Here is a 24654-nt window from a genome sequence, read left to right as displayed (position 1 = left end):
GGGCGATCAGGCTTTCGAGGCGCGCTGGCCTAGTTTGCTGCGGACCAGGCTGATGATCATCGGCAGCAGCGACACCAGGATGATGCCCACCACCAGCAGCGACAGGTTTTTCTTGATGAAGGGTACGTTGCCAAAGAAGTAGCCGAGGGTCACCAGGCCGCCGACCCAGAGGATGGTGCCGAGGACGCTGAAGCCGAAGAAGCGCGCGTAGGGCATTTTCCCCACGCCGGCGACGAAGGGCGCGAAGGTGCGGATGATCGGCAGGAAGCGCGCCAGGGTCACGGTCTTGCCGCCGTGCTTGTCGTAGAAGTCGTGGGTTTGTTGCAGGTAGTCGCGGCGGAAGATTTTCGAGTTGGGGTTGCTGAACAGCTTCTCGCCTGCGGTGCGGCCGATGAGGTAGTTGGTGCTGTCCCCGAGGATCGCCGCCAGCATCAGCAGGCCGCCCAGCAGGAGTGGGTCCATGGCGCCGCCGGCGGCCACCGCGCCGGCGATGAACAGCAGCGAATCACCGGGCAGGAAGGGGGTTACCACTAGGCCGGTTTCACAGAAGATCACCAGGAAGAGGATGGCGTAGACCCACGTGCCGTAGTTGGTCACCAGCATGTCGAGGTACACATCGAGATGGAGAATGAGGTCGAGGGGATTGAAATCCATGCAATACACCTGTGATGACGGCCTGAGGGGCGTGTGGGTCTGGCTTTGAGTCGGGCTACTGGGTTTGTAGCTTTTTCTTACAAGCCGGGAAGATCGGGATTATACGGGGTGGAATGTGATGGGCGTGTTGAGTTTGTTGCTGGGGGTTTCGAATTGTGCAGTGTTATTTGAGGCTTGAAGATATTTGAACTGAGTGAGTTCTGTGGCGAGGGGATTTATCCCCGCTGGGGTGCGAAGCGCCCCCCTGTAAAGCCTGACTCGATCAGCCTGATTTACCGCATGCATAGGTTTTGGGGCTGCTTCGCAGCCCAGCGGGGATAAATCCCCTCGCCACAGGGGGGGCTACCTAATCCTTTGCCACAAGGCGTTCAGGTGAAATCTTCGCCGATCGGCAGCACGTAGTTCTTGAACTCGGTGTCTTCCTTGAAACCGATGGACTCGTAGGTTTTCTGAGCCACTTCGTTGTTGCTGCTGGTGGAGACGCGCATGCGGACGGCGTTGGTTTCCTTGGCCATTTTTTTCGCGGTGCGGATCAGGTGGTCGGCCACCAGTTGGCGGCGGGCATCCTCGGCGACGTAGATGTCGTTGAGGATCCACACGCGCTTGAGGGACAGCGACGAGAAGCTCGGGTAGAGCTGGCAGAAGCCCAGCAGTTTGCTGTCGTCGTCATCGGGCAAGGCCAGGTAGATCACCGATTCCTTGCGGCGCAGGCGCTTTTCGAGAAAGGCCCGGGACGAGTCCGGGTATGGCAGCGAGCCATAGAATTCCCGGTATTTGACGAACAATGGGGTCAGCAGGTCCAGGTGTTCCAGGGTCGCTTGAATAATCCGCATGGCAGGTCTCGTTTACAAAGGTCGACACAAAGTCTGACAACAACGGCGCTCTGCCGTGCTTTTGATGCTGCCTGAAAGCGGACCAAAAACGCAATTGGCTATACGGATCAGCTTTGGGGCGGCATCAGTAGGAAATTACCTTTCATATAGGCACCGTTTTCCGACTCAAGAGTGTGAACCTGGGCTTCGTCCTTCAAATTGACCCCCGAGAGCTGCCTGCGACAGGCCTCGCGCATCAGGTAGACCAGGCGATGGGCCGCCATGCCGTAGCTCAGGCCTTCGAGCCGGACGTTGGAGATGCAGTTGCGATAGGCGTCGGTCAGGCCGACCTTGGGGTTGTAGGTGAAATACAGGCCCAGGCTGTCGGGCGAGCTGAGGCCGGGGCGTTCGCCGATCAGGATCACCGACATTTTGGCCCCAAGGCGTTCAGCCACTTCATCGGCCACGGCGACCCGGCCTTGTTCCACCAGGATGACCGGCGAAACCGACCAGCCATCGACGGCGATCTGTTCTTCCAGCCGCGCCAGGAACGGCAAGGTATGGCGATGCACCGCCAGCGCCGACAGGCCGTCGGCCACCACAATGGCCAGGCCCACGCCACCGGGATGGGCCGCTGCGTAATCGTCCAGCGCCTGCACCGAGGCTTCGTCCAGGCGCCGGCCCAGGTCCGGGCGCTGCAGGTAGCTGTTGCGGTCGCTGGCGGCGCTGTGGAGCAGGAGGCTGTTGCGGCCGCGTTCGGTCAGTTGTGCGCGAATGCCCTGGTGGTCAAACGCCAGGTGCACCGCATCCCGCGCCTGGGCGTGGGCGTATTGGAAGTCCAGTTGCGCCTGGGTCGGCAGGCTGGTGCCAGTGCGGCCGAGGGCGATGCGCGCCGGGGTCAGGCGGCGCAGTTCGAGCCAGGGGTTTTGCGAATCGACTGTTTTCTTGTCCATCGTCAGGTCACTCATCCCAAGTGAGCCAAGGCGTGACGAAACGCCGGAGGCAGGTTGTCGCCGAACCGCACCCGGCCGTCGGCCTGGGTGAAGATGCCCATGTTCGCCAGCCATTGCTCGAATTCCGGTGCCGGTTTCAGGCCCAGGGTTTGGCGGGCATAGAGGGCGTCGTGGAACGAAGTGGTCTGGTAGTTGAGCATGATGTCGTCGGAGCCGGGAATGCCCATGATGAAGTTGATCCCGGCCACGCCCAGCAGAGTCAGCAGGGTGTCCATGTCGTCCTGGTCGGCTTCGGCGTGGTTGGTGTAGCAGATGTCGCAGCCCATCGGCACGCCCAGCAGCTTGCCGCAGAAGTGGTCTTCGAGGCCGGCGCGGATGATCTGTTTGCCGTTGTACAGGTATTCCGGGCCGATGAATCCTACAACCGTGTTCACCAGGAACGGGTTGAAATGGCGGGCCACGGCGTAGGCCCGGGTCTCGCAGGTCTGTTGATCGACGCCGTGGTGGGCGTTGGCCGACAGGGCGCTGCCCTGGCCGGTTTCGAAATACATCAGGTTCTTGCCGAGGGTGCCGCGATTGAGGCTCAGCCCGGCGTCGTAGCCTTCTTTCAATACATTGAGGTTGATACCGAAACTGGCGTTGGCCGCTTCGGTGCCGGCGATGGACTGGAACACCAGGTCCAGGGGCACGCCACGGTTGGCCGCTTCGATGGAGGTGGTGACGTGGGTCAGCACGCAGCCTTGGGTAGGGATGTCGTAGCGCTGGATGATGGCGTCGAGCATTTCCAGCATGGCGCAGATCGAGGCCGTGCTGTCGGTGGCCGGGTTGATGCCGATCATGGCGTCGCCATTGCCGTAGAGCAGGCCGTCGAGGATGCTCGCGGCGATCCCGGCCGGTTCGTCGGTGGGATGGTTGGGTTGTAGACGTGTGGAAAGGCGTCCGCGCAGGCCGAGGGTGCCACGGAATTTCGTCACCACGCGGATTTTCTGCGCCACCAGCACCAGGTCCTGCACGCGCATGATTTTCGACACGGCGGCGACCATTTCCGGAGTCAGCCCGGGGGCCAGGGCTCTTAGACTGTGTTCATCGGCAGCGTCGCTGAGCAGCCAGTCGCGAAAGCCGCCGACCGTGAGGTGGCTGACGGTGGCGAAAGCTTGTTTGTCGTGGGTGTCGACGATCAGCCGGGTGACTTCGTCGACTTCGTAGGGAATCAGCATTTCTTGCAGGAAATGGCTGAGAGGCAAGTCAGCCAGGGCCATCTGTGCAGCCACGCGCTCGCCATCGTTGAGCGCCGCGACGCCGGCGAGGAAATCCCCGGAGCGCGCCGGGCTGGCCTTGGCCATCAGGTCTTTGAGGCTGTCGAAGCGATAGGTCTGGGCGCCGACGGAATGGGCGAATGCGGCCATGGGGCGGGGTCCTCCTGGTTCTCTCAATCACTCAAGTACACCACCGAACCCTGTGGGAGCGAGCCTGCTCGCGATAGCGGAGTGTCAGTAAAACACTAGTTGACTGATACACCGCTATCGCGAGCAGGCTCGCTCCCACAGGGGGACTTGCGTTCAGACAAAGAACTCAGTCCCCCAGCAGGTTCTGCGTGCACTTCTATAAGGCAGGCGCCGGCCACTCGGCCCGGCGCCGGTGCAATGTCAGATACCTGTGAGCATAGCGTCCGCCGGGGCAGCGGAGCGTTGTTTGGCGGTCAGTTGGAAGTACAGGTAGCCGACGATCATGAAGGCGAGGAACACCAGGCCGATCAGGGTGTTGAACCAGGCCATCGCCACCAGGCACACCACGGCCAGGAACAGCGCGATGCCCGGCACGATCGGATAGCCCGGGGCGCGGAAGGTGCGTTCCAGGTTCGGTTCGACCTTACGCAAGCGGAACAGGCTGAGCATGCTGATGATGTACATCACGATGGCGCCGAACACCGACATGGTGATCATCGCCGCCGTCAGGCTCATGCCCTGCAGGTTCACCAGGCCATCGCTGTAGATCGCCGCGATGCCGATGACGCCGCCGGCCAGGATCGCCCGGTGCGGGGTCTGGAAGCGCGACAGTTTCGCCAGGCCCCGGGGCAGGTAGCCGGCCCGGGCCAGGGCGAAGAACTGCCGCGAGTAGCCGAGGATGATTCCGTGGAAACTCGCCACCAGACCGAACAGGCCGATCCACACCAGCATGTGCATCCAGGTCGAATTGTTGCCGACCACGGCCTTCATGGCCTGGGGCAGCGGGTCGTTGATGTTCGACAGTTGCCGCCAGTCGCCGACGCCGCCGGCCATGATCATCACGCCGATGGCCAGGAACACCAGGGTCAGGATGCCGCTGACATAGGCGCGTGGAATCGTGCGTTTCGGGTCCTTGGCTTCTTCGGCGGCCATGGCCGCGCCTTCGATGGCGAGGAAGAACCAGATCGCGAAGGGGATTGCCGCGAAAATGCCCGGGATCGAGGCCATGGTGAACTCATTGGAACCGGACCAGCCGTTGAGCACGAAGTTGCTGAAGCTGAAGCCCGGTGCAACCACGCCCATGAACACCAGCAATTCGGCCACCGCCAGCACGGTGACCACCAGCTCGAACGCCGCGGCGATGCTGACGCCGAGGATGTTCAGGGTCATGAAGACGAAGTAGGCGCCGACCGCCGCGACCTTGGGGTCCAGCTCCGGAAACTGCACGTTCAGGTAAGCGCCGATGGCCATGGCGATGGCCGGTGGCGCAAAGACGAATTCGATCAGCGTGGCGATCCCGGCGATCAAGCCGCCTTTCTCACCGAAGGCCCGCCGGCTGTAGGCAAACGGCCCACCCGCATGGGGAATCGCGGTGGTCAGTTCGGTAAAACTGAAGATGAAACAGGTGTACATCAGCGCCACCATCAGCGCGGTGACCAGAAATCCGAGCGTCCCTGCGGTGCCCCAGCCGTAACTCCAGCCGAAGTATTCGCCGGAAATCACCAGGCCGACGGCAATGCCCCATAAATGGAGTGTGCCGAGTGTGGGTTTGAGTTGGGTGGTAGTTGTCATAAGTCCTCGCCGTTTTTTTTGATCTGTTGGACTTTCGGTTGGGGTGTGAAGCGGGTACGCAAAGCTCATGCCAGCGACCGGGCATTGATTCTGTGGTGTGGATGGAGGACTTCTTGTCGATCGTTCCCACGCTCCGCGTGGGAATGCAGCCTGGGGCGCTCCGCGTCCCCTTCAAGCCGAACGCAGAGCGTCCGTTGAGGCGTTCCCACGCAGAGCGTGGGAACGATCAGCTCCAGGCTTAGAAAAAGCCCAACGGATTGATGTCGTAGCTCACCAGCAGGTTCTTGGTCTGCTGGTAGTGGTCGAGCATCATCTTGTGGGTTTCACGACCTACGCCGGACTTCTTGTAGCCACCGAACGCGGCGTGGGCCGGGTACAGGTGGTAGCAGTTGGTCCAGACGCGACCGGCCTTGATCGCCCGGCCCATGCGGTAGGCGCGGTTGATGTCGCGGGTCCAGAGGCCGGCGCCGAGGCCGAACTCGGTGTCGTTGGCGATTGCCAGGGCTTCGGCTTCATCCTTGAAGGTGGTGATGCTCACCACCGGGCCGAAGATTTCTTCCTGGAACACGCGCATCTTGTTGGTGCCCTTGAGCAGGGTCGGCTGGATGTAGTACCCGCTGGCAAGGTTGCCTTCGAGTTTTTCCACCTGGCCACCGGTCAGCAGTTGCGCACCTTCGCCCTTGGCGATTTCCAGGTACGAAAGGATTTTGTCGAACTGCTGTTCGGACGCCTGGGCGCCGACCATGGTGTCGGTGTCCAGCGGATCGCCGCGTTTGATCTGCTCGATCTTCTTCATCACCACTTGCATGAATTCGTCGTATATCGACTCCTGCACCAGGGCGCGGGATGGGCAGGTGCAGACTTCGCCCTGGTTGAAGAACGCCAGCACCAGCCCTTCGGCGGCCTTCTCGATGAAGCTCGGCTCGGCTTGCATGATGTCTTCGAAGAAGATATTCGGCGACTTGCCGCCCAGTTCCACGGTGGACGGGATGATGTTCTCGGCGGCGCATTTCATGATGTGCGAGCCGACCGGGGTCGAACCGGTGAAGGCGATCTTGGCGATGCGCTTGCTGGTCGCCAGGGCTTCGCCGGCTTCCTTGCCGAAACCTTGCACCACGTTCAGCACGCCGGGCGGCAGCAGGTCGCCGATCAGTTCCATGAGCACGCAAATGCCCAGAGGGGTTTGCTCGGCGGGCTTGAGCACCACGCAGTTACCGGCGGCCAGGGCCGGGGCGAGTTTCCAGGCGGCCATCAGCAGCGGGAAGTTCCACGGGATGATCTGCCCGACCACGCCCAGCGGTTCGTGGATGTGATAGGCCACGGTGTTGCCGTCGATCTCGGCGGCGCTGCCTTCCTGGGCCCGCAGGCAACCGGCGAAGTAGCGGAAGTGGTCGGCGGCCAGGGGGATGTCGGCGTTGAGGGTTTCACGCACGGCCTTGCCGTTGTCCCAGGATTCGGTGATCGCCAGGGTCTCGAGGTTCGCCTCGATGCGGTCGGCGATTTTCAGCAGGATCAGCGAACGGGCCTGGGCCGAGGTGGCGCCCCAGGCATCGGCGGCCGCGTGGGCGGCGTCCAGGGCTTTTTCGATGTCTTCGGCCGTGGAACGCGGGAATTCGGCAATGGGCTGGCCATTGACCGGGGAAGTATTGGTGAAGTACTGACCTTTGACAGGCGCGACGAACTCGCCGCCGATGTAGTTACCGTATTTGCTCTTGAACGAGACGATAGCGCCTTCAGTACCGGGGTGAGCGTAACGCATGGTGAGTTCTCCTTGGCTTTTGTGCTTATACGGGAGGCCGCGCAAATTCAGCGCTGGTATTTAAGCCTAGAGCAAAGGTCGGGCCAGCGCCTTGCAGGGCCCGAAAATCAAGGGCTAGAGGGGAGTGCATCGGACAGGCGGAAGCCGTGCGTGACGATTGCGATACAGGTGGCGTGACACTTTGTGCCATTTGTGAAACAGCCAGTGACTGGCGGGTCGCGCCAGCATTGCAAAGCGCTTGTGGCTGGAGGATGCTGGGTTCGCCCAGATGGTCTGCCAAGCACAATTGTGGCGAGGGGACTTATCTGTGGCGAGGGGATTTATCCCCGCTGGGCTGCGAAGCAGCCCCAAAAATCAGTCAACTCGATCAACCTGATACTCCGCATGCTCAGATTTTGAGGGCTGCTGCGCACCCCAGCGGGGATAAATCCCCTCGCCACAGGTTGAGTGTCAACTCAGGTCAAGTGTTAAACCGTTGCTCCAGCAAGGCCGCAACCTTCGGGGAGAATAATAAGAAATGCACAGCAACCATTTGAGTCGCCACGCCCAGCAGGTCCTCACGGTCACCCAGGGCAAGGCCCATCTGCAGGGACCTGGCAGCGATCCGTCGATTGCCCGTTCCTGGCTGCGCTGCCTCGAGGACTATCACCTCGACCCGGCCCAGAACCTGGCGCCGACGGTGCTCGAGCATGGTCGGGTGCTGGAAAGCCGCGAGCGTTTGCAACAGGTGCTGCACATCGCCGGTTCCGAAATGACCAGCCTGCACCAGCAACTCTCCGGCGCCGGCCACGCCGTGCTGCTCACCGACGCCCGGGGCGTAATCCTCAACTGCGTCACCGCCCCCAGCGAGCGCAAGATTTTCGAACGGGCCGGCCTCTGGCTCGGTGCCGACTGGAGCGAAGCCTGCGAAGGCACCAACGGCATCGGCACCTGCCTGGTGGAACGCCAGGCCCTGACCATTCACCAGGAAGAACATTTTCGCGGTCGCCACACCGGCCTGACCTGCTCGGCCAGCCCGGTCTTCGACCCCCATGGCGAGCTGCTGGCGGTGCTCGACGTGTCTTCGGCCCGGCCGGACGTGTCGCGCCAGAGCCAGTTTCACACCATGGCGCTGGTCAACCTCTCGGCGAAGATGATCGAGAGCTGCTATTTCCTGCGCTGCTTCGACAACCAATGGCTGCTGCGCTTTCATTTGCAGGCCGAGTCGGTGGGGCTGTTCAGCGAAGGCTTGCTGGCGTTCGACGGCGAAGGGCGGATCTGCGCCGTCAACCAGAGCGCGCTCAACTTGTTGGGGCATATTCGTGGTGGCTTGCTGGGCCAGCCGGTCGAAGCGTTTTTCGATTGTTCACTGGACGATCTGCTGGGCCGGGCCAGTGCCCAGGCCAGCGCCAGTTGGCCGCTGCGCACCCGTGACGGTCGACATTTGTTCGCGGTGCTGCGTGGTCAGCCGCGCAGCATTCCGGTTCCGCTCGTCCCGGCGCCCAAGATTATCGAGCCTGCGCGACTGTCGGGCATCTGCCTGGGGGATGCGCAGTTGCAGGAACATTTCCGCAAGGCGCTGCGGGTGTTCGAGCGCGATGTGCCGCTGCTGATCAACGGTGAAACCGGCTGCGGCAAGGAAGCCTTCGCCAAGGCCGTGCATCATGCCAGCCAGCGTGCCGGAAAAAACTTCGTCGCCCTCAACTGCGCGGCCATCCCCGAAAGCCTGATCGAGAGCGAGCTGTTCGGCTATCGCGGTGGCAGTTTTACCGGCGCCCGTAAGGAGGGCATGCGCGGCAAGCTGCAACAGGCCGACGGCGGCACTTTGTTCCTGGATGAGATCGGTGATATGCCCCTGGCCTTGCAGACCCGCTTGCTGCGGGTGCTGGAGGATCGCCAGGTGGTGCCCATCGGCGGTGAGCCCGAGACGGTGAACGTGCGCATCATCAGCGCCACCCACCGGCAGTTGCTTGAGCGGGTGCAGGACGGCAGCTTTCGCGAGGATCTGTACTACCGGCTCAATGGCCTGGAAATCCCATTGCCGGCCTTGCGCGAGCGGAGCGACAAGTCGCAGTTGCTGGATTTTCTGCTGGCCGAAGAAAGCGGCACCGAAGCGGTGTCCATCGACGAGCCGGCGCGCCGGGCACTGCTGGCCTTCGACTGGCCGGGCAACGTGCGACAGATGCGCAACGTGCTGCGCACCCTTGCCGCGTTGTGCGACGGTGGGCGGATCGGGTTGGAGGACTTGCCGGCGATGATTCGCCAGGCACGGCCACCGTTGGAGGAAACACCTGCATCCGAACATCCGCTGGAAGACGCGGAACGGCTGGCATTGCTCAATGCCCTGGAGCAGACACGCTGGCACATGACCAACACGGCCGAACAACTGGGCATCAGCCGCAACACCCTCTACCGGAAACTGCGCAAGCACGCCATCGCCCGCTGATCCGGATCTTGCGCACACCGAGCCCCCCTGTGGGAGCGAGCCTGCTCGCGATGACGCCGGCAACATTCAACATAGCCGCAAGCTGAACCACCGCTATCGCGAGCAGGCTCGCTCCCACATTCGATCGCATTCTTTCTGAAGCAATCCGATCAAACTGTGGGAGCGGGCTTGCCCGCGAAGGCGTCAGGTCAGTCAATCCTGAGTTGGCGGGACCACCGCTTTCGCGAGCAAGCCCGCTCCCACAGAGGGTTGCGGTGTGAAGTCGAAAGACAAGGTGCGATTTCCCCCTCCCTAGGCTAACCTGCGGCCATGTTTTACGAGGTCGACTATGCACATCCATATTCTCGGTATTTGCGGCACTTTCATGGGTTCGATGGCGGTCCTGGCCAAGGAGCTGGGCCATCGCGTGACCGGTTCCGACGCCAACGTCTACCCGCCGATGAGCACGCAGCTCGAGGCCCAGGGCATCGAGCTGACCCAAGGCTATGACCCGGCGCAACTGGATCCGGCGCCGGACCTGGTGGTCATCGGCAACGCCATGTCCCGTGGCAACCCGGCGGTGGAATACGTGCTGAACAAAGGCCTGCCATATGTGTCCGGCCCGCAGTGGCTGGCCGATCACGTGTTGCAGGGCCGTTGGGTCCTGGCCGTGGCGGGGACCCATGGCAAGACCACCACCAGCAGCATGCTCGCCTGGGTGCTGGAGCACGCGGGCATGAGCCCGGGCTTCCTGATCGGCGGCGTGCCGCAGAATTTCTCGGTGTCGGCGCGCCTGGGCGGCACGCCGTTCTTCGTGATCGAAGCCGATGAATACGACAGCGCGTTTTTCGACAAGCGTTCGAAGTTTGTCCATTACCGCCCACGCACTGCGATCCTGAATAACCTGGAGTTCGATCACGCGGACATCTTCCCGGATCTGGCGGCCATCGAGCGGCAATTCCATCATCTGGTCCGCACCATCCCGAGCGAAGGCCTGGTGATTCATCCGACCACCGAGCCGGCATTGCAGCGGGTTATCGAGATGGGCTGCTGGACGCCGGTGCAGACCACCGGCGCGGGTGGGCAGTGGCAGGTGAAGTTGCTGAAGGAAGACGGTTCGCAGTTCGAGGTGATGTTCGAGGGCCAGTCCCAAGGCGTGGTGGAGTGGGAGCTGACCGGCCAGCACAACGTTGCCAACGCCCTGGCCACCTTGGCGGCGGCTCGTCATGTTGGCGTGGTGCCACCGATGGGCATCGCCGCGCTGAGCGCGTTCAAGAGCGTCAAGCGCCGTATGGAAAAGGTCGCTGAAGTGCGCGGCATCACCCTCTATGACGACTTCGCCCACCACCCGACCGCCATTGCCACCACCCTCGACGGTTTGCGCAAACGCATTGGCGATGCGCCGCTGATCGCGATCATCGAGCCACGCTCCAACTCGATGAAGCTCGGCGCCCACCGCGATGGCCTGCCGGAAAGCGTGGTCGATGCCGATCAGGTGATCTGGTATGCGCCGGCCAACCTCGGCTGGGACCTGGGTGCCACAGCCGCGTTGTGCACGGTGCCGTCGATTGTCAGCGATTCCCTGGAAGGCATTATCGAGCGCGTGAAGAGCCAGGCCCAGCCCGGCACTCACGTAGTGATCATGAGCAACGGCGGCTTCGGCGGCCTGCACGGCAAACTGGCTGAGGCGCTGAAATGAGCAATGGCCCGGAACGCATCACGCTGGCGATGACCGGTGCGTCCGGCGCCCAGTACGGCTTGCGCCTGCTCGATTGCCTGGTGCGGGAAGACCGTGAGGTGCACTTCCTCATTTCCAAGGCCGCGCAGTTGGTGATGGCCACGGAAACCGACGTGACCCTGCCGGCCAAGACCCAGATGATGCAGGCCTTCCTCACCGAATACACCGGGGCGGCAGCGGGGCAGATCCGCGTGTATGGCAAGGAAGACTGGATGTCGCCGGTGGCTTCGGGCTCGGGCGCGCCGGCGGCCATGGTGGTGGTGCCGTGTTCCACCGGGACGTTGTCGGCGATTGCCACCGGGGCCTGTAACAACCTGATCGAGCGGGCCGCGGACGTCACGCTCAAGGAGCGTCGCCAGTTGATCCTCGTACCGCGGGAGGCGCCGTATTCGAGCATTCACCTGGAGCACATGCTCAAGCTGTCGAACATGGGCGTGACGATCCTGCCGGCCTCGCCGGGCTTTTATCACCAGCCGCAGACCATCGATGACCTGATCGATTTTGTGGTGGCGCGGATTCTCAACCTGCTGAATATCCCCCAGGACATGTTGCCGCGCTGGGGCGAGCACCATTTGAGCAGCGATGAATAAGCTGCTGATCGTGCTGCTGGCGCTGCAACTGACCGGCTGCGCCACCGCCCGCACCCTCGACGCCGCCAAGCCTGGCGCGCCGGTGGTGTATGCGGGCACTCGCCTGGATCTTTATGCGCTGAACGGTGGCTGCTGCGCCAAGGACCGCTTCGGCGCCGAGGCCCCGAGCTATCCTGGAGTTGACCTGCCGGGCAGTGCGTTGCTCGACACCTTGTTATTGCCGTTGTCGTTGTTTACAGCGATGGGAGTGGGGTTTCAGGCGACGGGTGGGTTGTAACATCACTGACCCCTATGGGCGGCGGAACTCTTTGTGGCGAGGGGATTTATCCCCGCTGGGGCGCGAAGCGCCCCCAAAACCTGAGCCTGTGGTGTATCAGGTAGATCGAGGGGGTCTGCTTCGCAGCCCAGCGGGGATAAATCCCCTCGCCACAAGGGTGCCAGCAGTCTTAAGCCTTACTTGCCCAACTTGCGCAGTTCATCCGACTCCACCACCCGCACCCCATCCTGCTCTTCCAGCGCCAGGCGCCACATGGCGCGGGCCAGTTGGCAGGCTTCGATGCCGTGATACTTGCCCGGGATCAACTTCGACAAGGGGCCGGCCAGTTGTTCGGCCAACCGCGGCTCGACGCGCTCGCCCAACAGCAGGGAAGGGCGGCAGATGGTCAGTTGCGGCCAGTCCTGGGCCTTGAGGGCGGCTTCCATTTCGCCTTTGACCCGGTTGTAGAAGACCGATGACTTCGTATCAGCCCCCAGGGCGCTGATCACGATCAGGTGCCGTGCCCCCAGCTCCCGGGCGCGCTTGGCGAAAGCCACCACCAGGTCCAGGTCAACGGCGCGGAAGGCTGGCTCGGAGCCGGCCTTCTTGATGGTCGTCCCCAGGCAGCAGAACGCGATATCGACCTGGCCGCTGAGGCGTGGCAGTACGTCGGCCGGTTCCCCAACCGGGTTTTCCAGGCGTGGATGCTCGGCCAGTGGCCGGCGGGAGGGCGCCAGGACACGGCTGATGGTCGGCTCGTTGAGCAGCCGATCCAGCAGGTGTTCCCCGGTCAATCCGGTAGCGCCGGCGAGCAAAACATGCTGAGGCGTCAAGTACATAGTGTTTCCCCCTTGATACGGTTCAGCTTAGTTGCTCTTTTTGACGTCGTCGTTCAGTGCAGCACTTTGCAACGCTTTTCGTGCCTGGAGTTTGCGCAGGAGCTGCCAGTGGGAAAGGACCGTCCTGGGGGCCCAGATCTGCGGCTCGGACGCTTCGAAATTATCCGCCTGTTCCCGTTCGGCCACGGTGGCCTTGGCCAGTTTGAAGGCCTGTTCCAGGTCGTCGGTCTGGTTCAGCGCCTGGGCGAACAGCGCATCGCCGAAGTAGGTGAAGTTGGCTTCCTCGGAGCAGCCGAAGGACACCCGGTCGGCCCGTGACGCGGTCATGATCAGCGTGCGGTCGTCCTTGAGCGCCGGGATGAAGCCGCCGGAGTAGCAGGCCGAGATCACGATGATCTTGTCGCGGTTCTTCAGCGGGGCCAGCACCACGGCCAGTTCGTCGGCGGGCAGGTCGGCCAGTTCCATGCGCGGCTGGTCGAGCACCAGTTCATGCTCGCTGCTGCCGTGGCTGGTCAGGTAGATGAAAATCAGGTCTTCCGGGCCGCTGCGTTCGGCCAGGGTGCTGGCGGCGCGGCGCAGGCTTTCGCGGGTGGCCATGGGCCGGTCGCCCAGGTGGTCGCGATGGTTGACCAGGCGGATCTGGCCGAACGCGCCGAAACGGCTGGCGAGCATATTGGCGACATAGTCGGACTCGCGCAGGAACACGCTTTGCTTGCCGTCGCCGCCCAGGGTCAGGCTGTACAACTCCACCGCCGGTGTAGAGGCGGGGATGCTGGCAAGGGCATCATCCAGCAGACGACCCTGGGACAGCAGGCCGAGTTCGAGTACGTCCGGCAGCAGCTTGCCATCCGCGTCGCGCACCCGCTGGCCGTTGGACCAGGTGCCGCTTTGCACCGTGCCATCGGTCAGCACCAGGGTGCCGCGCCCGTGGTAACCGTCGTTTTCGAACTCGCCGATGTAAAAACTGCCGTCGGGCAGGTTCAGGCGACCCTGGCCGGTAAAGCGCCACTCATTGAACTGGCCGAGGTAATGGCTGCCATCGGCGCCGATCAGCTCGCCCTTGCCGGTGAGCGCACCATCCTTGAACTGGCCGATCCAGACATCGCCGTCGGCATTTTCGTAGCGGCCGCGACCGTTGAGCTGGTTGTTCTTGAAGCTGCCGACATAGACATCGCCGTCGGCGCTGTTGAACGTGCCTTTGCCCTGGAGCTGACCATCAACGAAATGCCCGGTGAACTGGTTGCCGGCGGCATCGAAGCGCTGGCCATCGCCGTTGGGCTTGCCGTTGACGAACGGGCCCTGGTACTGGCTGCCGTCGGCGAGCTCCAGGCGGCCGAGGCCTGCATAGCGGTCGGCCTTGAACTCGCCGCGGTAGGTGACGCCGTTTTCCTTGAGCGTGCCTTCGCCGTCCCGTCGGCCCTGCTTGAAGCCGCCGGTGTAGCTGCTGGAAGGTGTGTCGAGGCTGCCCTGGCCGTGGAACAGGCCCTGCTGGAACTGGCCGCGATAGACCTCGCCATTGCTGCCGTGCCATTCCCCGGTGCCATGCCATTGGCCTTTGTCGAACTGCCCGGCATACCAACTGCCGTTGGGGTAGTCGACACGTCCCTGGCCCTGCAGCAGCCCATCCACCAGATCGCCGCGATAGCGTCCGCCATCGGGCAGGCGCGCGTCAGGCGGCAACAGTGATTCGCCATCGCCGCAGGCGGCCAGCAAGAAGGTCAAAGCCAGGGGAAAGAATAAGCGCATAACGGGATCCAGGTAATCAGGCGACGAGTATGCCGCAGCTATGCGCGATAGAACCAGTGAAGCGCTGCGAAACTGCCTGGGCGGTTTCGCAGGTGCGAGGGGTTACACGAAGCAGAGCGACAGGGGCTCGGCGATGTAGGCCGGTTTGTCCGAGCCTTCTATTTCCAGCGTGGCGGTGGCCTTGAGCAGCCATTGGCCGGGCTTTTTCTCGGTGGCTTCCACCAGGTCGACCTTGAGCCGGACCTTGGAGTCGACCTTCACTGGCTGGATGAAACGCACGCTGTCCAGCCCGTAGTTGACGACCATCTTCACGCCTTCGGGCAGGATCAGGATGTCTTCCATCAGCTTGGGCATCAGCGACAGCGACAGGAAACCGTGGGCGATGGTGCTGCCGAACGGCGTCTGGGCGGCCTTGACCGGATCGACGTGGATGAACTGAAAGTCGCCTGTGGCTTCGGCGAACAGGTTGATGCGGTCCTGATCGATGGTCAGCCAGTCGGAACGTCCGAGTTCCTTGCCGACATAATCTTTGAGCGCTGCAACGGGAACATAGGGCATTGAGACTCTCCTGGGTTCATCGGTTCTATCTTTTGGTGGGGATGTGTCCCCGGGGAACCACTGTAGATCAACATGACGCACGGGGAAGGTCACCGACCATGCTTTTTACGAATGCCGGTCCATAGCCCGGGCGTGCTTATAATGCGGGCGCTGTCATTGGGTGGGTGTTGCAGGGGAGAGAGGACGGATGTTGCTACGGGGCCTGACCTGGCTGGTGCTGTTTCAATTGCTGGGCACCGCCATCAATCATTTGTTCGTGCCGGTGCTGCCGGGGCCGATCATCGGCCTGCTGCTGATGCTGGGCTATCTGATCGTCCGTGGCGAAGTCGCCGAGCCGTTGAGCCTGGCCGCCAGCAGCTTGCTGCGTTATCTGCCGCTGCTGCTGGTGCCGCCGGCGGTGGGGGTGATGGTCTATGCGCGGGCCATCGCCGCGGATTTCTGGGCCATTGTCGGTGCGCTGGTGTTGTCGCTGGTCCTGTCCATGGCGTTCACCGGGGTGCTGATGCAGCGCCTGGGTCGGCGTCACGTCGCTGCCGTGGAAGAGGACCGTCCATGATCCTCGACTGGCAGGGCGCCTGGGCTTCGGTGATCCATCATCCGCTGTTCGGCATCGGCATCACCCTGGGCGCCTATCAACTGGTACTGGCGGCATTCGAAAAGACCCGCTGGGTGTTCCTGCAACCGGTGCTGATGTCGATGGTGCTGCTGATCGTTGTGCTGGTCGGTTGCGGCATCACCTACGCCGAATACCGCAAGAGCACCGAGATCCTCAGCATCCTGCTGGGGCCGGCCACGGTCGCGCTGGCGGTGCCGTTGTACCTGAACCTGCGACGGATCCGGCAATTGTTCTGGCCGATCTTTACTACGCTGGTGATAGGCGGGGTGTTCGCCACCGGTTCCGCGGTGCTGCTGGGCTGGGTGTTCGGTGCCGAGCACATGATTCTGATGACCATGGCGCCCAAGTCGGTGACCTCGCCGATTGCCATGCTGGTGGCCGAGCAGATCGGCGGCGTGGCGGCTATGGCGGCGGTGTTCGTCTTGATCACCGGTGTGCTCGGGGCGATTCTGGGCCCGAGCATCCTGAACCGATTGGGCGTCCACAGCCCTGAAGCCCGGGGCATGGCCCTGGGCCTGACGGCTCACGCGGTGGGGACGTCGGTGGCGTTGCAGGAAAGCGAGGAGTCCGGCGCCTTTGCGGCGCTGGCGATGAGTCTCATGGGCGTAGCCACGGCGGTGCTGTTGCCGCTGGTGGTATCGATGACCGTCTAAGGAGCGGGTTATGAGTTTGCCGCTTTTTCCGTTGAACACTGTACTTTTCCCCGGCTGCATCCTCGATTTGCAGATATTCGAGGCGCGCTATCTCGACATGATCGGGCGCTGCATGAAGAAGGGCGAAGGGTTCGGAGTGGTGTGCATCCTGGACGGTGAGGAAGTCGGCATCGCCCCGGAGGGTTATGCGCGGGTCGGCTGTGAGGCACTGATCACTGACTTTTCCCAGCAGGAGAATGGCCTGCTGGGGATTCGTGTGCAGGGCGGGCGGCGCTTTATCGTGCATGGCAGCAGTGTCCAGCCCGACCAGCTCACCGTGGCCGAGGTCGAGTGGCTGGAGGATGAGCCGGAGCAACCGCTGCAGGACGAAGACGCCGACCTGGTGGCGCTGCTCCAGGCCCTGGCCGAGCACCCGATGGTCGAAGCTCTGAACATGGGCACCGAAGCGACCGGCCAGCAGTCGCTGGCCAATCAACTGGCTTACCTGTTGCCGTTCAACGAACTGGACAAGATCGACCTGCTGCAACTGGATGATCCGCAACAGCGCCTGGACGCGATCCAGGCGTTGCTTGATGAGTTGCAAGGCGAGCTGTTCGCCTGAGGCCGCTGGTGGCCCTGTGGAAGCGGGCGTTCACAAAATGGCGGTTCACCGCAAATCACTGTGGGAGCGAGCCTGCTCGCGATGGCGGACCGTCAGCAAAGTGTGTATCGGCTGATACACCGCTATCGCGAGCAGGCTCGCTCCCACAGGGTTCGTCTGTGTCTATCGGTCCAGTGTTTCAATAGGCATACCGCAACATCCCATGGGGCAGGTGCCGCAGGGCAAAGAAGCTGAAGGCTGCAACCATCGCCGGCAGGATCAGCCACCAGATTTTCGGTGGCATGGCAGGCAGTGGGGTCTGGCGCTGGCTCAGCCACAGGACGGCGGCACAGACGCAGGCGGCGAGCATGGCACCGGCCAGGATGTCGCTGGGCCAATGGGCGCCCAGGTACACCCGTGACAAGGCAATCGCCAGGGCCGGCAGGCAGCCCAGCAACAGCCAGGTCAGGCGCAGGCGTGGCGGTTGTCCACGACCGGCGAGCACCGCGAGCGCCAGGAACAGCGCGAACGAACCGGAAGCATGGCCGCTGGGCATGCTGTAGCTGGTCAGTGGGTCGGTGAGGATTTCCGGGCGTACCCGGGCGAAGAAGTGCTTGCAGCCGGTATTGGCCAGGGCGGTGAACAGCATGGTCGCGCCGGCGAAGATTGCCTGTCGCCATTGGCGTGCCAGCAACAGCAATCCGGTCAACAGAGCGCTGAAAATCAGCATGAAGCGGAATTCGCCGATCAGCGTGAAGGTCACGGCGATCTCGTCCAACATCGGGCTGCGATGTTCCTGGACCAGGGTCATCAGCCCTTGATCGAAGGCCGTCAGGTAGCGGAAGCCGATGAACAGGCCAAGCAGGATCACCAGGCCCAGGCCGGCGATCAGCGCTGTGGCATGCCGATGGCGGCGCAGGCTGCTGTTGACGCTCAAGCCGATCATCACTGCGACACTGCCGATAACGATGCCGGCCTGCAGCCAGAAACCTTCGGGCAACGGCAGGCGAATCGCCGCCCCGGTGGCCCAGCCCGGCATCAGGTACGCCACGCTCCAGCCGGACGCGGCCAGCAGGCTGACGGCGGCGAAGCGCGGGAAGGGCATGTCACACATCCCGGCCACCATCGGCAGCATCGGGCGCAACGGGCCGATGAAACGCCCCACCAGCAGGCTGGCGATGCCGTAGCGCTGGAAATAGCTTTCCGCCGCATTCATCCATTCAGGATGGTGCCGCAGTCCCGGCAGGCGCCGGATGTTCTGGTGGAAGTGCCGGCCTAGGAAGTACGACACCAGGTCCCCGAGCAACCCCCCAAGCAAGCCCAGCAACAGCGTCTCGCCCAAGGACAACGCGCCACTGCCGGCCAGCACCGCTACGGCGAACAGCAGCACGGTCCCCGGCACGATCAACCCGGCAATCGCCAGGCACTCCACACAAGCCACAATGAACACCGCCACCGCCAGCCATTGCGGGTTGGCAGCTAGCCAGCCAGTGATGCTATCGAGCCATGGGCCCATAAATACAACTCCATTGAGGTACATTTTTACTGTGGGAGCGAGCCTGCTCGCGATAGCGGTGTGTCAATCAACATCAATGTTGGATGTATGGACGCTATCGCGAGCAGGCTCGCTCCCACAGGGGGATCTGTTGTGAAGCAAAAATCCGTGCTTTCCACAGGGGATCTGTGTCGATCATGTGAGCAAAAAATAATCACGCCCCTCGACCTGCCCGCGCCGCAACGGGTTGCGGGTACACCACGGCGCATAGGCGGCGTCGACGAAACGGTAGGGCAGATGCTCGTCGCGTCCCAATGGGATGCCCAGGCGGGTGGTCTGGATCACATTGACCGTCGGCACTTCCACGTCCTCTACCAGCAACCGCTCGGGGTCGAAGCGTTTGGCGTCCCATTCCGGCACTTTCAGCCCCAGGGCTTTGCACAGCAGGGTCTGGCCGGCGCAGAGCTTCTGCGGCGTGCGCGGGCGGCCCTGGGCGTCGGGGTTGTTCAGCAGCATCTGCGCCAGGCTTTCCGGGCCGGAGATACCATCGACCCACGGATACGCCGATTTGATCAACACCGCGTTGCCCGGCCCCTGGGCGCTGAAGTTCAGCGAGTCGCCGCCCCGGGCGTAGTACATATAGATGTGACCGCCGTCCAGAAACAAAGCCTTACGTTTTTCCGTGTAGCCGAGGGAGGCGTGGCTGCCCTTTTCGGCAAAGTAATAGGCTTCGGTCTCGATGATCCGTGCGCTGAGCCACAGGTCGCCGACTTTGTGGCGAATGACCTTGCCCAAAAGGTCCCTGGCGAGCACCTGGGCGTCGCGGTCAAAAAAGGCATGGGGCAAGGCGTTTGGCGTATGAGGCGAATCGGTCATGGCAGTAGACGAATTGAGGCCAAAGGAACGGCGATCATAGCAATGGAAATCTTAATCACCGCTGAACAGGTGAAATTCCTGATGGTTTTGCGCTTCCGCCGGTCACCGCTGTGAGTCCATGCTGTTAGTCGAGGGTTACGACAGCTATAATCTGCCGCTTTCCTCTTCGCCAAGACCACACAGACCATGACTGAGTCCGTTCTTGACTACATGACCCGCCTGGGTCGCGCCGCTCGCGAAGCGTCGCGCATCATCGGCCGTGCCAGCACCGCGCAGAAAAACCGCGCCCTGCAAGCCGCCGCCAATGCGCTGGATGCTGCTCGCGCCGAGTTGTCCGCCGCCAACGAACTGGACCTGGCCGCCGGCCGGGCCAATGGCCTCGAGCCGGCCATGCTCGAGCGCCTGGCGCTGACCCCGGCCCGCGTCGACGGCATGATCGTCGGTCTGCGCCAGGTGGCGGCACTGCCGGACCCGGTCGGGGCGATCCGCGACATGAGCTACCGGCCATCGGGTATCCAGGTCGGCAAGATGCGCGTGCCCCTGGGTGTGGTCGGGATCATCTACGAGTCGCGGCCGAACGTGACCATCGACGCCGCGAGCCTGTGCCTGAAGTCGGGTAACGCGACTATCCTGCGTGGCGGTTCCGAGGCGATCCATTCCAATCGTGCCATTGCCGCCTGCATCCAGCGCGGCCTGGCCGAGGCCGGTCTGCCGGCCGCCGTGGTGCAAGTGGTGGAAACCACCGACCGCGCCGCTGTCGGCGCGCTGATCAGCATGCCCGAATTCGTCGATGTCATCGTGCCGCGTGGCGGCAAGGGCCTGATCGAACGGGTCAGCCGCGATGCTCGCGTACCGGTGATCAAGCACCTGGACGGCATCTGCCACGTCTACGTCAGCGCCCACGCCGAGCTGCCAAAGGCCCAGCGCATTGCCTTCAATGCCAAGACCTATCGTTATGGCATCTGCGGTGCGATGGAAACCCTGCTGGTGGACCAGGCCGTTGCCAAGGACTTCCTGCCGGCGATGGCCACCCAGTTCCGCGAAAAAGGCGTCGAGCTGCGCGGTTGCGAGCGCACCCGGGCGATCATCGAGGCGGCAGAAGCCACCGAAGAGGACTGGAACACCGAATACCTGGCGCCGATCCTGTCGATCCGCGTGGTCGACGGGCTGGACCAGGCCATCGAGCATATCAATCGTCATGGCTCCCACCACACCGACGCCATCGTCAGCGAGCACCAGGGCGAAGCCCGGCGCTTCGTGGCTGAAGTGGATTCGGCGTCGGTGATGATCAACACCCCGACCTGCTTCGCCGACGGCTTCGAATACGGATTGGGCGCCGAGATCGGCATTTCTACTGATAAGCTGCACGCCCGCGGCCCGGTGGGCCTCGAAGGCCTGACCTGCGAGAAGTACATCGTGGTCGGTGATGGCCAGTTGCGCGGACAGGAGCCGGTCTGACTTGGGCGACCTCGACCCGTCAGCCGCTGTGACGACGACAGCCCCGCCCCGGCGCATCGGTATCCTGGGCGGCACGTTCGACCCGGTGCACATCGGCCATCTGCGTGGTGCGCTGGAAGTCGCCGACGCCCTGGGCCTCGATGAGCTACGCCTGACGCCCAGCGCCAGGCCACCTCACCGGGATGCGCCGCAGGTGTCGGCGCAGGACCGTCTGGCGATGGTCGAGTGCGCGGTGGCCGGAGTGTCGCCGCTGGTGGTGGACGCCCGCGAATTGCAGCGGGACAAACCGTCCTACTCCATTGATACCCTGGAGCTGATGCGCGCCGAAATGGCCGCCGATGCCCAGGTTTTCCTGCTTCTGGGCTGGGACGCATTTTGCGGCCTGCCCACTTGGCACCGCTGGGAAGAGTTGCTCCAGCATTGCCACATCCTGGTGCTGCAACGCCCGGATGCCGACAGCGAGCCGCCGGATGCCTTGCGCAACCTGCTGGCGGCACGCTCGGTGAGCGACCCGCTGGCCCTCAAGGGGCCGAGCGGACAGATTGCATTCGTCTGGCAGACACCGCTCGCGGTATCCGCCACCCAGATCCGTCAACTGCTGGCCAGCGGTAAGTCGGTACGTTTCCTGGTGCCCGACGCGGTCCTGGCCTACATCGATGCGCACGGGCTGTACCGTGCGTCGAACTGAACGAGGCTGCTTCAGGCACGTGAATGCGTGTAGCGAAGCGCCCGAACATACGAGCAAAACGAGTTTTATATGACTGACAAAGACGTAAACAAAGTAAAGCGCAAAGGCACCTTCAAGAGCGCCCCGCTGCCCGTGGAGGCCCACACCGGTGCCGTCCTGGCCGGCGAAGAGCTGGTCAAGGTGGCCGTTGCCGCCCTGGAAGACGTCAAGGCCCAGGACATCCAGGTGATCGACGTTCGTGAAAAGCAGAGCATCACGGACTTCATGATCATCGCCACTGGTACCTCCAACCGCCAGATCGGCGCGATGCTGGACAAGGTCCGCGAAGCGGTCAAGGCCAAGGGCATCAAGCCACTGGGCGAAGAAGGCAAGGGCGACAGCGACTGGGTGCTGCTGGATATGGACGATGTCATCGTGCACATGATGACCGCCTCGGCACGTCAGTTCTATGACCTGGAGCGCCTGTGGGCCGGTGCCGAGCAGAGCCGCGCGGCGGATGCCCGTCACCACAGCCCTGAAAACACCCATGAGCACTTCACCAAGCTCAACAAAGACCAGCAGTAAGGGATCGCTGTGCGACTGCGCCTGATCGCCGTCGGTTCCCGCATGCCCAAGTGGGTGGAAGAGGGCTGGCATGAGTATGCCAAGCGTCTTCCGTCCGAACTGGCCCTGGAACTGGTGGAAATTCCGCTCAACACCCGCGGGAAGAACGCCGATGTGGCGCGCTTCATCCGCCAGGAAGGCGAAGCCATGCTGGCCAAGGTCGGGCCGAACGAGCGCGTCGTTACTCTCGAGGTCCACGGCAAGCCCTGGAGTACCGAGCAACTGGCGGTCGAGCTCGATCGCTGGCGGCTGGACTCGCGCACGGTGAATTTCATGGTCGGCGGCCCGGAAGGGCTGGCGCCGGAAGTCTGTGCCCGGGCCGATCAGCGCTGGTCGTTGTCGCCCCTGACGTTGCCGCACCCGTTGGTGCGGATTCTGATCGGTGAACAGTTGTATCGTGCCTGGACAGTCCTGTCCGGGCACCCTTACCACAAGTAATCCTGCCCCCATGCCCCAGCCGATCCGCATCAAGGACCACGAAAAAGACGCCCGCCTGGTGCGCAGTCGCGTCGTGTTCGGCGCCATTACGGTGGTGACGCTGATCGGTGTGCTGATTGCGCGACTCTATTTCCTCCAGGTGATCCAGTACGAGTACCACTCGACCCTGTCGGAAAACAACCGTGTGCATGTGCAGCCGATCCCGCCGACCCGCGGGCTGATTTTCGACCGCAATGGCGTGGTGGTCGCGGACAACCGGCCCAGTTTCAGCCTGAGCATGACCCGTGAGCGCTCCGGCGACTGGCAGCAGGTGCTCGACGTCATCGTCGAGGTGCTGCAGTTGACGCCTGAGGACCGGGCCATCTTCGAAAAACGCATGCGCCAGGGGCGTCGGCCGTTCGAGCCGGTGCCGATCCTGTTCGAGTTGACCGAAGAGCAGATTGCCCTGATCGCGGTGAACCAGTTCCGCCTGCCGGGCGTCGAGGTGGTGGCGCAGTTGGTGCGTCATTATCCCCAGGGGGCGCACTTTGCCCACTCGGTCGGCTACATGGGGCGGATCAACGAGAAAGAGCTCAAAAGCCTCGATCCGGTCAACTACAGCGGCACCCACCACATCGGCAAGACCGGCATCGAGCGCTTCTACGAGCCCGAGCTGCACGGCCAGGTGGGTTACGAAGAAGTCGAGACCAACGCCCGCGGTCGCGTATTGCGGGTGCTCAAGCGCACCGACCCGATCCCCGGCAAGGACATTGTCCTGAGCCTGGACATCAAGTTGCAGGAGGCCGCCGAAGCGGCCCTGGGCGGACGGCGGGGCGCCGTGGTGGCGCTGGATCCGGCCACCGGCGAGGTCCTGGCGATGGTCAGCCAGCCGAGTTTCGACCCGAACCTGTTCGTCACCGGCATCAGCTTCAAGGCCTATGCCGAGTTGCGCGATTCCATCGACCGGCCGCTGTTCAACCGGGTATTGCGCGGCCTCTACCCGCCGGGTTCGACCATCAAGCCGGCCGTGGCGATTGCCGGGCTGGACGCTGGCGTGGTGACCGCCTCGAGCCGGGTCTTCGACCCCGGCTACTACATGCTGCCCAACTACGACCACAAGTACCGCAACTGGAACCGTACCGGCGACGGCTACGTGGACCTGGAAACGGCGATCATGCGTTCCAACGACACCTACTTCTACGACCTGGCCCACAAACTGGGGATCGATCGGCTGTCGTCCTACCTGGGCAAGTTCGGCATCGGCCAGAAAGTCTCCCTGGACATGTTCGAGGAATCGCCCGGCCTGATGCCGTCCCGGGAATGGAAGCGGGCGACCCGTCGCCAGGCGTGGTTCCCCGGCGAAACCCTGATTTTGGGGATCGGCCAGGGCTACATGCAGGCAACGCCTTTGCAACTGGCCCAGGCCACGGCGCTGGTGGCGAGCAAGGGCAAGTGGCATCGCCCGCACCTGGCCAAGACCATCGAGGGCCAGCCCCCGGTGGACCCGGACCCGATGCCGGACATCGTCCTGCACAATCCGTCGGACTGGCAGAAGGTCAACAACGGCATGCAACAAGTGATGCACGGTGCCCGGGGTACGGCGCGCAAGGCGGCTATCGGTTCGCCTTATCGCATCGCGGGCAAGAGCGGTACGGCCCAGGTAGTTGCGATCAAGCAGGGTGAGAAATACGACCGCTCCAAGGTCCAGGAGCGCCACCGCGACCACGCCCTGTTCGTCGGTTTCGCCCCGGCCGACAATCCGAAGATCGTCGTGGCGGTGATGGTCGAGAACGGCGAGTCGGGCTCCGGCGTTGCCGCCCCGGTGGTGCGCCAGGTCATGGACGCCTGGCTGCTGGATGAACACGGCCAGCTCAAGCCTGAGTACGCAAGCCCGATCACTGCGGAGGCTACGGCCCGTGAAGAATAATTTCGACCGGATCCT

23 protein-coding genes are annotated in these 24654 nt (G+C 63.2%); 12 read left to right on the top strand and 11 right to left on the bottom strand.

Annotated elements, in window-relative coordinates; all coding sequences use genetic code 11:
- Positions 1-6 precede the first annotated feature (6 nt).
- The 6 genes from LOY67_RS24300 to LOY67_RS24275 all read right to left on the bottom strand — a co-directional run bounded on the left by LOY67_RS24300 (position 7) and on the right by LOY67_RS24275 (position 7195).
- A complete protein-coding gene (locus LOY67_RS24300) occupies positions 7-654 on the bottom strand; it encodes a DedA family protein (RefSeq protein ID WP_265064777.1) in 648 nt (215 codons plus the stop codon).
- A 368-nt stretch (positions 655-1022) separates the two neighbouring features.
- Positions 1023-1487 (bottom strand): GNAT family N-acetyltransferase, encoded by a 465-nt coding sequence (locus LOY67_RS24295; protein WP_258628282.1) that lies wholly within the window; start codon positions 1485-1487, stop codon positions 1023-1025.
- 107 nt (positions 1488-1594) lie between these two features.
- Positions 1595-2419, bottom strand: a complete 825-nt coding sequence (gene eutC, locus LOY67_RS24290; RefSeq protein ID WP_265064776.1) for an ethanolamine ammonia-lyase subunit EutC — start codon at positions 2417-2419, stop codon at positions 1595-1597.
- Positions 2420-2430: 11 nt separating this feature from the next.
- Positions 2431-3825: an ethanolamine ammonia-lyase subunit EutB gene (locus LOY67_RS24285; RefSeq protein WP_265064775.1), complete on the bottom strand. Its 1395-nt coding sequence runs from the start codon at positions 3823-3825 to the stop codon at positions 2431-2433.
- Between the two features lie 240 nt (positions 3826-4065).
- Entirely contained in the window at positions 4066-5436 is a 1371-nt protein-coding gene (gene eat / locus LOY67_RS24280) for an ethanolamine permease (protein ID WP_265064774.1), read from the bottom strand.
- A gap of 238 nt (positions 5437-5674) precedes the next feature.
- Complete coding sequence (locus tag LOY67_RS24275; protein ID WP_265064773.1) at positions 5675-7195, bottom strand: aldehyde dehydrogenase family protein; 1521 nt, start codon at positions 7193-7195, stop codon at positions 5675-5677.
- A gap of 517 nt (positions 7196-7712) precedes the next feature.
- On the opposite strand from LOY67_RS24275, the gene LOY67_RS24270 reads away from it, so the two are divergent.
- The 4 genes from LOY67_RS24270 to LOY67_RS24255 all read left to right on the top strand — a co-directional run bounded on the left by LOY67_RS24270 (position 7713) and on the right by LOY67_RS24255 (position 12204).
- Complete coding sequence (locus LOY67_RS24270; protein ID WP_265064772.1) at positions 7713-9620, top strand: sigma-54-dependent Fis family transcriptional regulator; 1908 nt, start codon at positions 7713-7715, stop codon at positions 9618-9620.
- A 328-nt stretch (positions 9621-9948) separates the two neighbouring features.
- Positions 9949-11298 (top strand): UDP-N-acetylmuramate:L-alanyl-gamma-D-glutamyl-meso-diaminopimelate ligase, encoded by a 1350-nt coding sequence (gene mpl / locus LOY67_RS24265; protein WP_265064771.1) that lies wholly within the window; start codon positions 9949-9951, stop codon positions 11296-11298.
- On the top strand, positions 11295-11927 hold the full coding sequence (ubiX, locus tag LOY67_RS24260; protein WP_014340390.1) for a flavin prenyltransferase UbiX: 633 nt from the start codon (positions 11295-11297) through the stop codon (positions 11925-11927). Before mpl ends, ubiX begins: the two co-directional genes overlap by 4 nt.
- The gene (locus tag LOY67_RS24255) at positions 11920-12204 is read left to right on the top strand and encodes a YceK/YidQ family lipoprotein (protein ID WP_041023160.1); all 285 of its coding nucleotides are present in this window, start codon (positions 11920-11922) and stop codon (positions 12202-12204) included. Before ubiX ends, LOY67_RS24255 begins: the two co-directional genes overlap by 8 nt.
- A 176-nt stretch (positions 12205-12380) precedes the next feature.
- Here LOY67_RS24255 and LOY67_RS24250 read toward each other — a convergent pair whose 3' ends face one another.
- The 3 genes from LOY67_RS24250 to LOY67_RS24240 all read right to left on the bottom strand — a co-directional run bounded on the left by LOY67_RS24250 (position 12381) and on the right by LOY67_RS24240 (position 15326).
- Positions 12381-13022: an oxidoreductase gene (locus LOY67_RS24250; RefSeq protein ID WP_265064770.1), complete on the bottom strand. Its 642-nt coding sequence runs from the start codon at positions 13020-13022 to the stop codon at positions 12381-12383.
- Positions 13023-13049: 27 nt separating this feature from the next.
- On the bottom strand, positions 13050-14768 hold the full coding sequence (locus LOY67_RS24245) for a C13 family peptidase (protein WP_265064769.1): 1719 nt from the start codon (positions 14766-14768) through the stop codon (positions 13050-13052).
- Positions 14769-14870: 102 nt separating this feature from the next.
- Positions 14871-15326, bottom strand: coding sequence for a MaoC family dehydratase (locus tag LOY67_RS24240; RefSeq protein WP_265064768.1), 456 nt, complete (start codon positions 15324-15326; stop codon positions 14871-14873).
- A 187-nt stretch (positions 15327-15513) separates the two neighbouring features.
- Between LOY67_RS24240 and LOY67_RS24235 the strand changes: the two genes are divergently transcribed.
- The 3 genes from LOY67_RS24235 to LOY67_RS24225 are packed head-to-tail and all read left to right on the top strand — an operon-like array spanning position 15514 to position 17196.
- On the top strand, positions 15514-15882 hold the full coding sequence (locus LOY67_RS24235) for a CidA/LrgA family protein (RefSeq protein ID WP_265064767.1): 369 nt from the start codon (positions 15514-15516) through the stop codon (positions 15880-15882).
- A complete protein-coding gene (locus LOY67_RS24230) occupies positions 15879-16595 on the top strand; it encodes an LrgB family protein (protein ID WP_265064766.1) in 717 nt (238 codons plus the stop codon). Before LOY67_RS24235 ends, LOY67_RS24230 begins: the two co-directional genes overlap by 4 nt.
- Before the next feature lie 10 nt (positions 16596-16605).
- On the top strand, positions 16606-17196 hold the full coding sequence (locus LOY67_RS24225; protein WP_265064765.1) for an LON peptidase substrate-binding domain-containing protein: 591 nt from the start codon (positions 16606-16608) through the stop codon (positions 17194-17196).
- Positions 17197-17374: 178 nt separating this feature from the next.
- On the opposite strand, the gene LOY67_RS24220 is transcribed toward LOY67_RS24225, so the two are convergent.
- Entirely contained in the window at positions 17375-18691 is a 1317-nt protein-coding gene (locus LOY67_RS24220; RefSeq protein WP_265064764.1) for a bifunctional DedA family/phosphatase PAP2 family protein, read from the bottom strand.
- 174 nt (positions 18692-18865) lie between these two features.
- The gene (locus LOY67_RS24215; RefSeq protein ID WP_265064763.1) at positions 18866-19546 is read right to left on the bottom strand and encodes a DNA-3-methyladenine glycosylase; all 681 of its coding nucleotides are present in this window, start codon (positions 19544-19546) and stop codon (positions 18866-18868) included.
- Positions 19547-19732: 186 nt separating this feature from the next.
- Between LOY67_RS24215 and LOY67_RS24210 the strand changes: the two genes are divergently transcribed.
- The 5 genes from LOY67_RS24210 to mrdA all read left to right on the top strand — a co-directional run bounded on the left by LOY67_RS24210 (position 19733) and on the right by mrdA (position 24639).
- Positions 19733-21004: a glutamate-5-semialdehyde dehydrogenase gene (locus LOY67_RS24210; RefSeq protein WP_265064762.1), complete on the top strand. Its 1272-nt coding sequence runs from the start codon at positions 19733-19735 to the stop codon at positions 21002-21004.
- Positions 20973-21692 (top strand): nicotinate-nucleotide adenylyltransferase, encoded by a 720-nt coding sequence (nadD, locus tag LOY67_RS24205; protein ID WP_413776154.1) that lies wholly within the window; start codon positions 20973-20975, stop codon positions 21690-21692. Before LOY67_RS24210 ends, nadD begins: the two co-directional genes overlap by 32 nt.
- 69 nt (positions 21693-21761) lie before the next feature.
- Entirely contained in the window at positions 21762-22256 is a 495-nt protein-coding gene (gene rsfS / locus LOY67_RS24200; protein WP_265064760.1) for a ribosome silencing factor, read from the top strand.
- Between the two features lie 9 nt (positions 22257-22265).
- A complete protein-coding gene (gene rlmH, locus LOY67_RS24195; RefSeq protein WP_007937439.1) occupies positions 22266-22733 on the top strand; it encodes a 23S rRNA (pseudouridine(1915)-N(3))-methyltransferase RlmH in 468 nt (155 codons plus the stop codon).
- 10 nt (positions 22734-22743) lie between these two features.
- The gene (mrdA, locus tag LOY67_RS24190; RefSeq protein WP_265064759.1) at positions 22744-24639 is read left to right on the top strand and encodes a penicillin-binding protein 2; all 1896 of its coding nucleotides are present in this window, start codon (positions 22744-22746) and stop codon (positions 24637-24639) included.
- Positions 24640-24654: the final 15 nt, after the last annotated feature.

Origin of the sequence: Pseudomonas sp. B21-056 (assembly GCF_026016325.1) — a bacterium.
In the GTDB taxonomy this organism is placed as follows: domain Bacteria; phylum Pseudomonadota; class Gammaproteobacteria; order Pseudomonadales; family Pseudomonadaceae; genus Aquipseudomonas.
Note: the sequence above shows the minus strand (reverse complement) of the source record. Positions and strands in the feature narration are given on the sequence as shown.

Coding starts and splice junctions, on each gene's coding strand:
- LOY67_RS24300 (WP_265064777.1), bottom strand. CDS start 654: ATGGATTTCAATCCCCTCGACCTCATTCTCCATCTCGATGTGTACCTC.
- LOY67_RS24295 (WP_258628282.1), bottom strand. CDS start 1,487: ATGCGGATTATTCAAGCGACCCTGGAACACCTGGACCTGCTGACCCCA.
- eutC (WP_265064776.1), bottom strand. CDS start 2,419: ATGGACAAGAAAACAGTCGATTCGCAAAACCCCTGGCTCGAACTGCGC.
- LOY67_RS24285 (WP_265064775.1), bottom strand. CDS start 3,825: ATGGCCGCATTCGCCCATTCCGTCGGCGCCCAGACCTATCGCTTCGAC.
- eat (WP_265064774.1), bottom strand. CDS start 5,436: ATGACAACTACCACCCAACTCAAACCCACACTCGGCACACTCCATTTA.
- LOY67_RS24275 (WP_265064773.1), bottom strand. CDS start 7,195: ATGCGTTACGCTCACCCCGGTACTGAAGGCGCTATCGTCTCGTTCAAG.
- LOY67_RS24270 (WP_265064772.1), top strand. CDS start 7,713: ATGCACAGCAACCATTTGAGTCGCCACGCCCAGCAGGTCCTCACGGTC.
- mpl (WP_265064771.1), top strand. CDS start 9,949: ATGCACATCCATATTCTCGGTATTTGCGGCACTTTCATGGGTTCGATG.
- ubiX (WP_014340390.1), top strand. CDS start 11,295: ATGAGCAATGGCCCGGAACGCATCACGCTGGCGATGACCGGTGCGTCC.
- LOY67_RS24255 (WP_041023160.1), top strand. CDS start 11,920: ATGAATAAGCTGCTGATCGTGCTGCTGGCGCTGCAACTGACCGGCTGC.
- LOY67_RS24250 (WP_265064770.1), bottom strand. CDS start 13,022: ATGTACTTGACGCCTCAGCATGTTTTGCTCGCCGGCGCTACCGGATTG.
- LOY67_RS24245 (WP_265064769.1), bottom strand. CDS start 14,768: ATGCGCTTATTCTTTCCCCTGGCTTTGACCTTCTTGCTGGCCGCCTGC.
- LOY67_RS24240 (WP_265064768.1), bottom strand. CDS start 15,326: ATGCCCTATGTTCCCGTTGCAGCGCTCAAAGATTATGTCGGCAAGGAA.
- LOY67_RS24235 (WP_265064767.1), top strand. CDS start 15,514: ATGTTGCTACGGGGCCTGACCTGGCTGGTGCTGTTTCAATTGCTGGGC.
- LOY67_RS24230 (WP_265064766.1), top strand. CDS start 15,879: ATGATCCTCGACTGGCAGGGCGCCTGGGCTTCGGTGATCCATCATCCG.
- LOY67_RS24225 (WP_265064765.1), top strand. CDS start 16,606: ATGAGTTTGCCGCTTTTTCCGTTGAACACTGTACTTTTCCCCGGCTGC.
- LOY67_RS24220 (WP_265064764.1), bottom strand. CDS start 18,691: ATGGGCCCATGGCTCGATAGCATCACTGGCTGGCTAGCTGCCAACCCG.
- LOY67_RS24215 (WP_265064763.1), bottom strand. CDS start 19,546: ATGACCGATTCGCCTCATACGCCAAACGCCTTGCCCCATGCCTTTTTT.
- LOY67_RS24210 (WP_265064762.1), top strand. CDS start 19,733: ATGACTGAGTCCGTTCTTGACTACATGACCCGCCTGGGTCGCGCCGCT.
- nadD (WP_413776154.1), top strand. CDS start 20,973: ATGGCCAGTTGCGCGGACAGGAGCCGGTCTGACTTGGGCGACCTCGAC.
- rsfS (WP_265064760.1), top strand. CDS start 21,762: ATGACTGACAAAGACGTAAACAAAGTAAAGCGCAAAGGCACCTTCAAG.
- mrdA (WP_265064759.1), top strand. CDS start 22,744: ATGCCCCAGCCGATCCGCATCAAGGACCACGAAAAAGACGCCCGCCTG.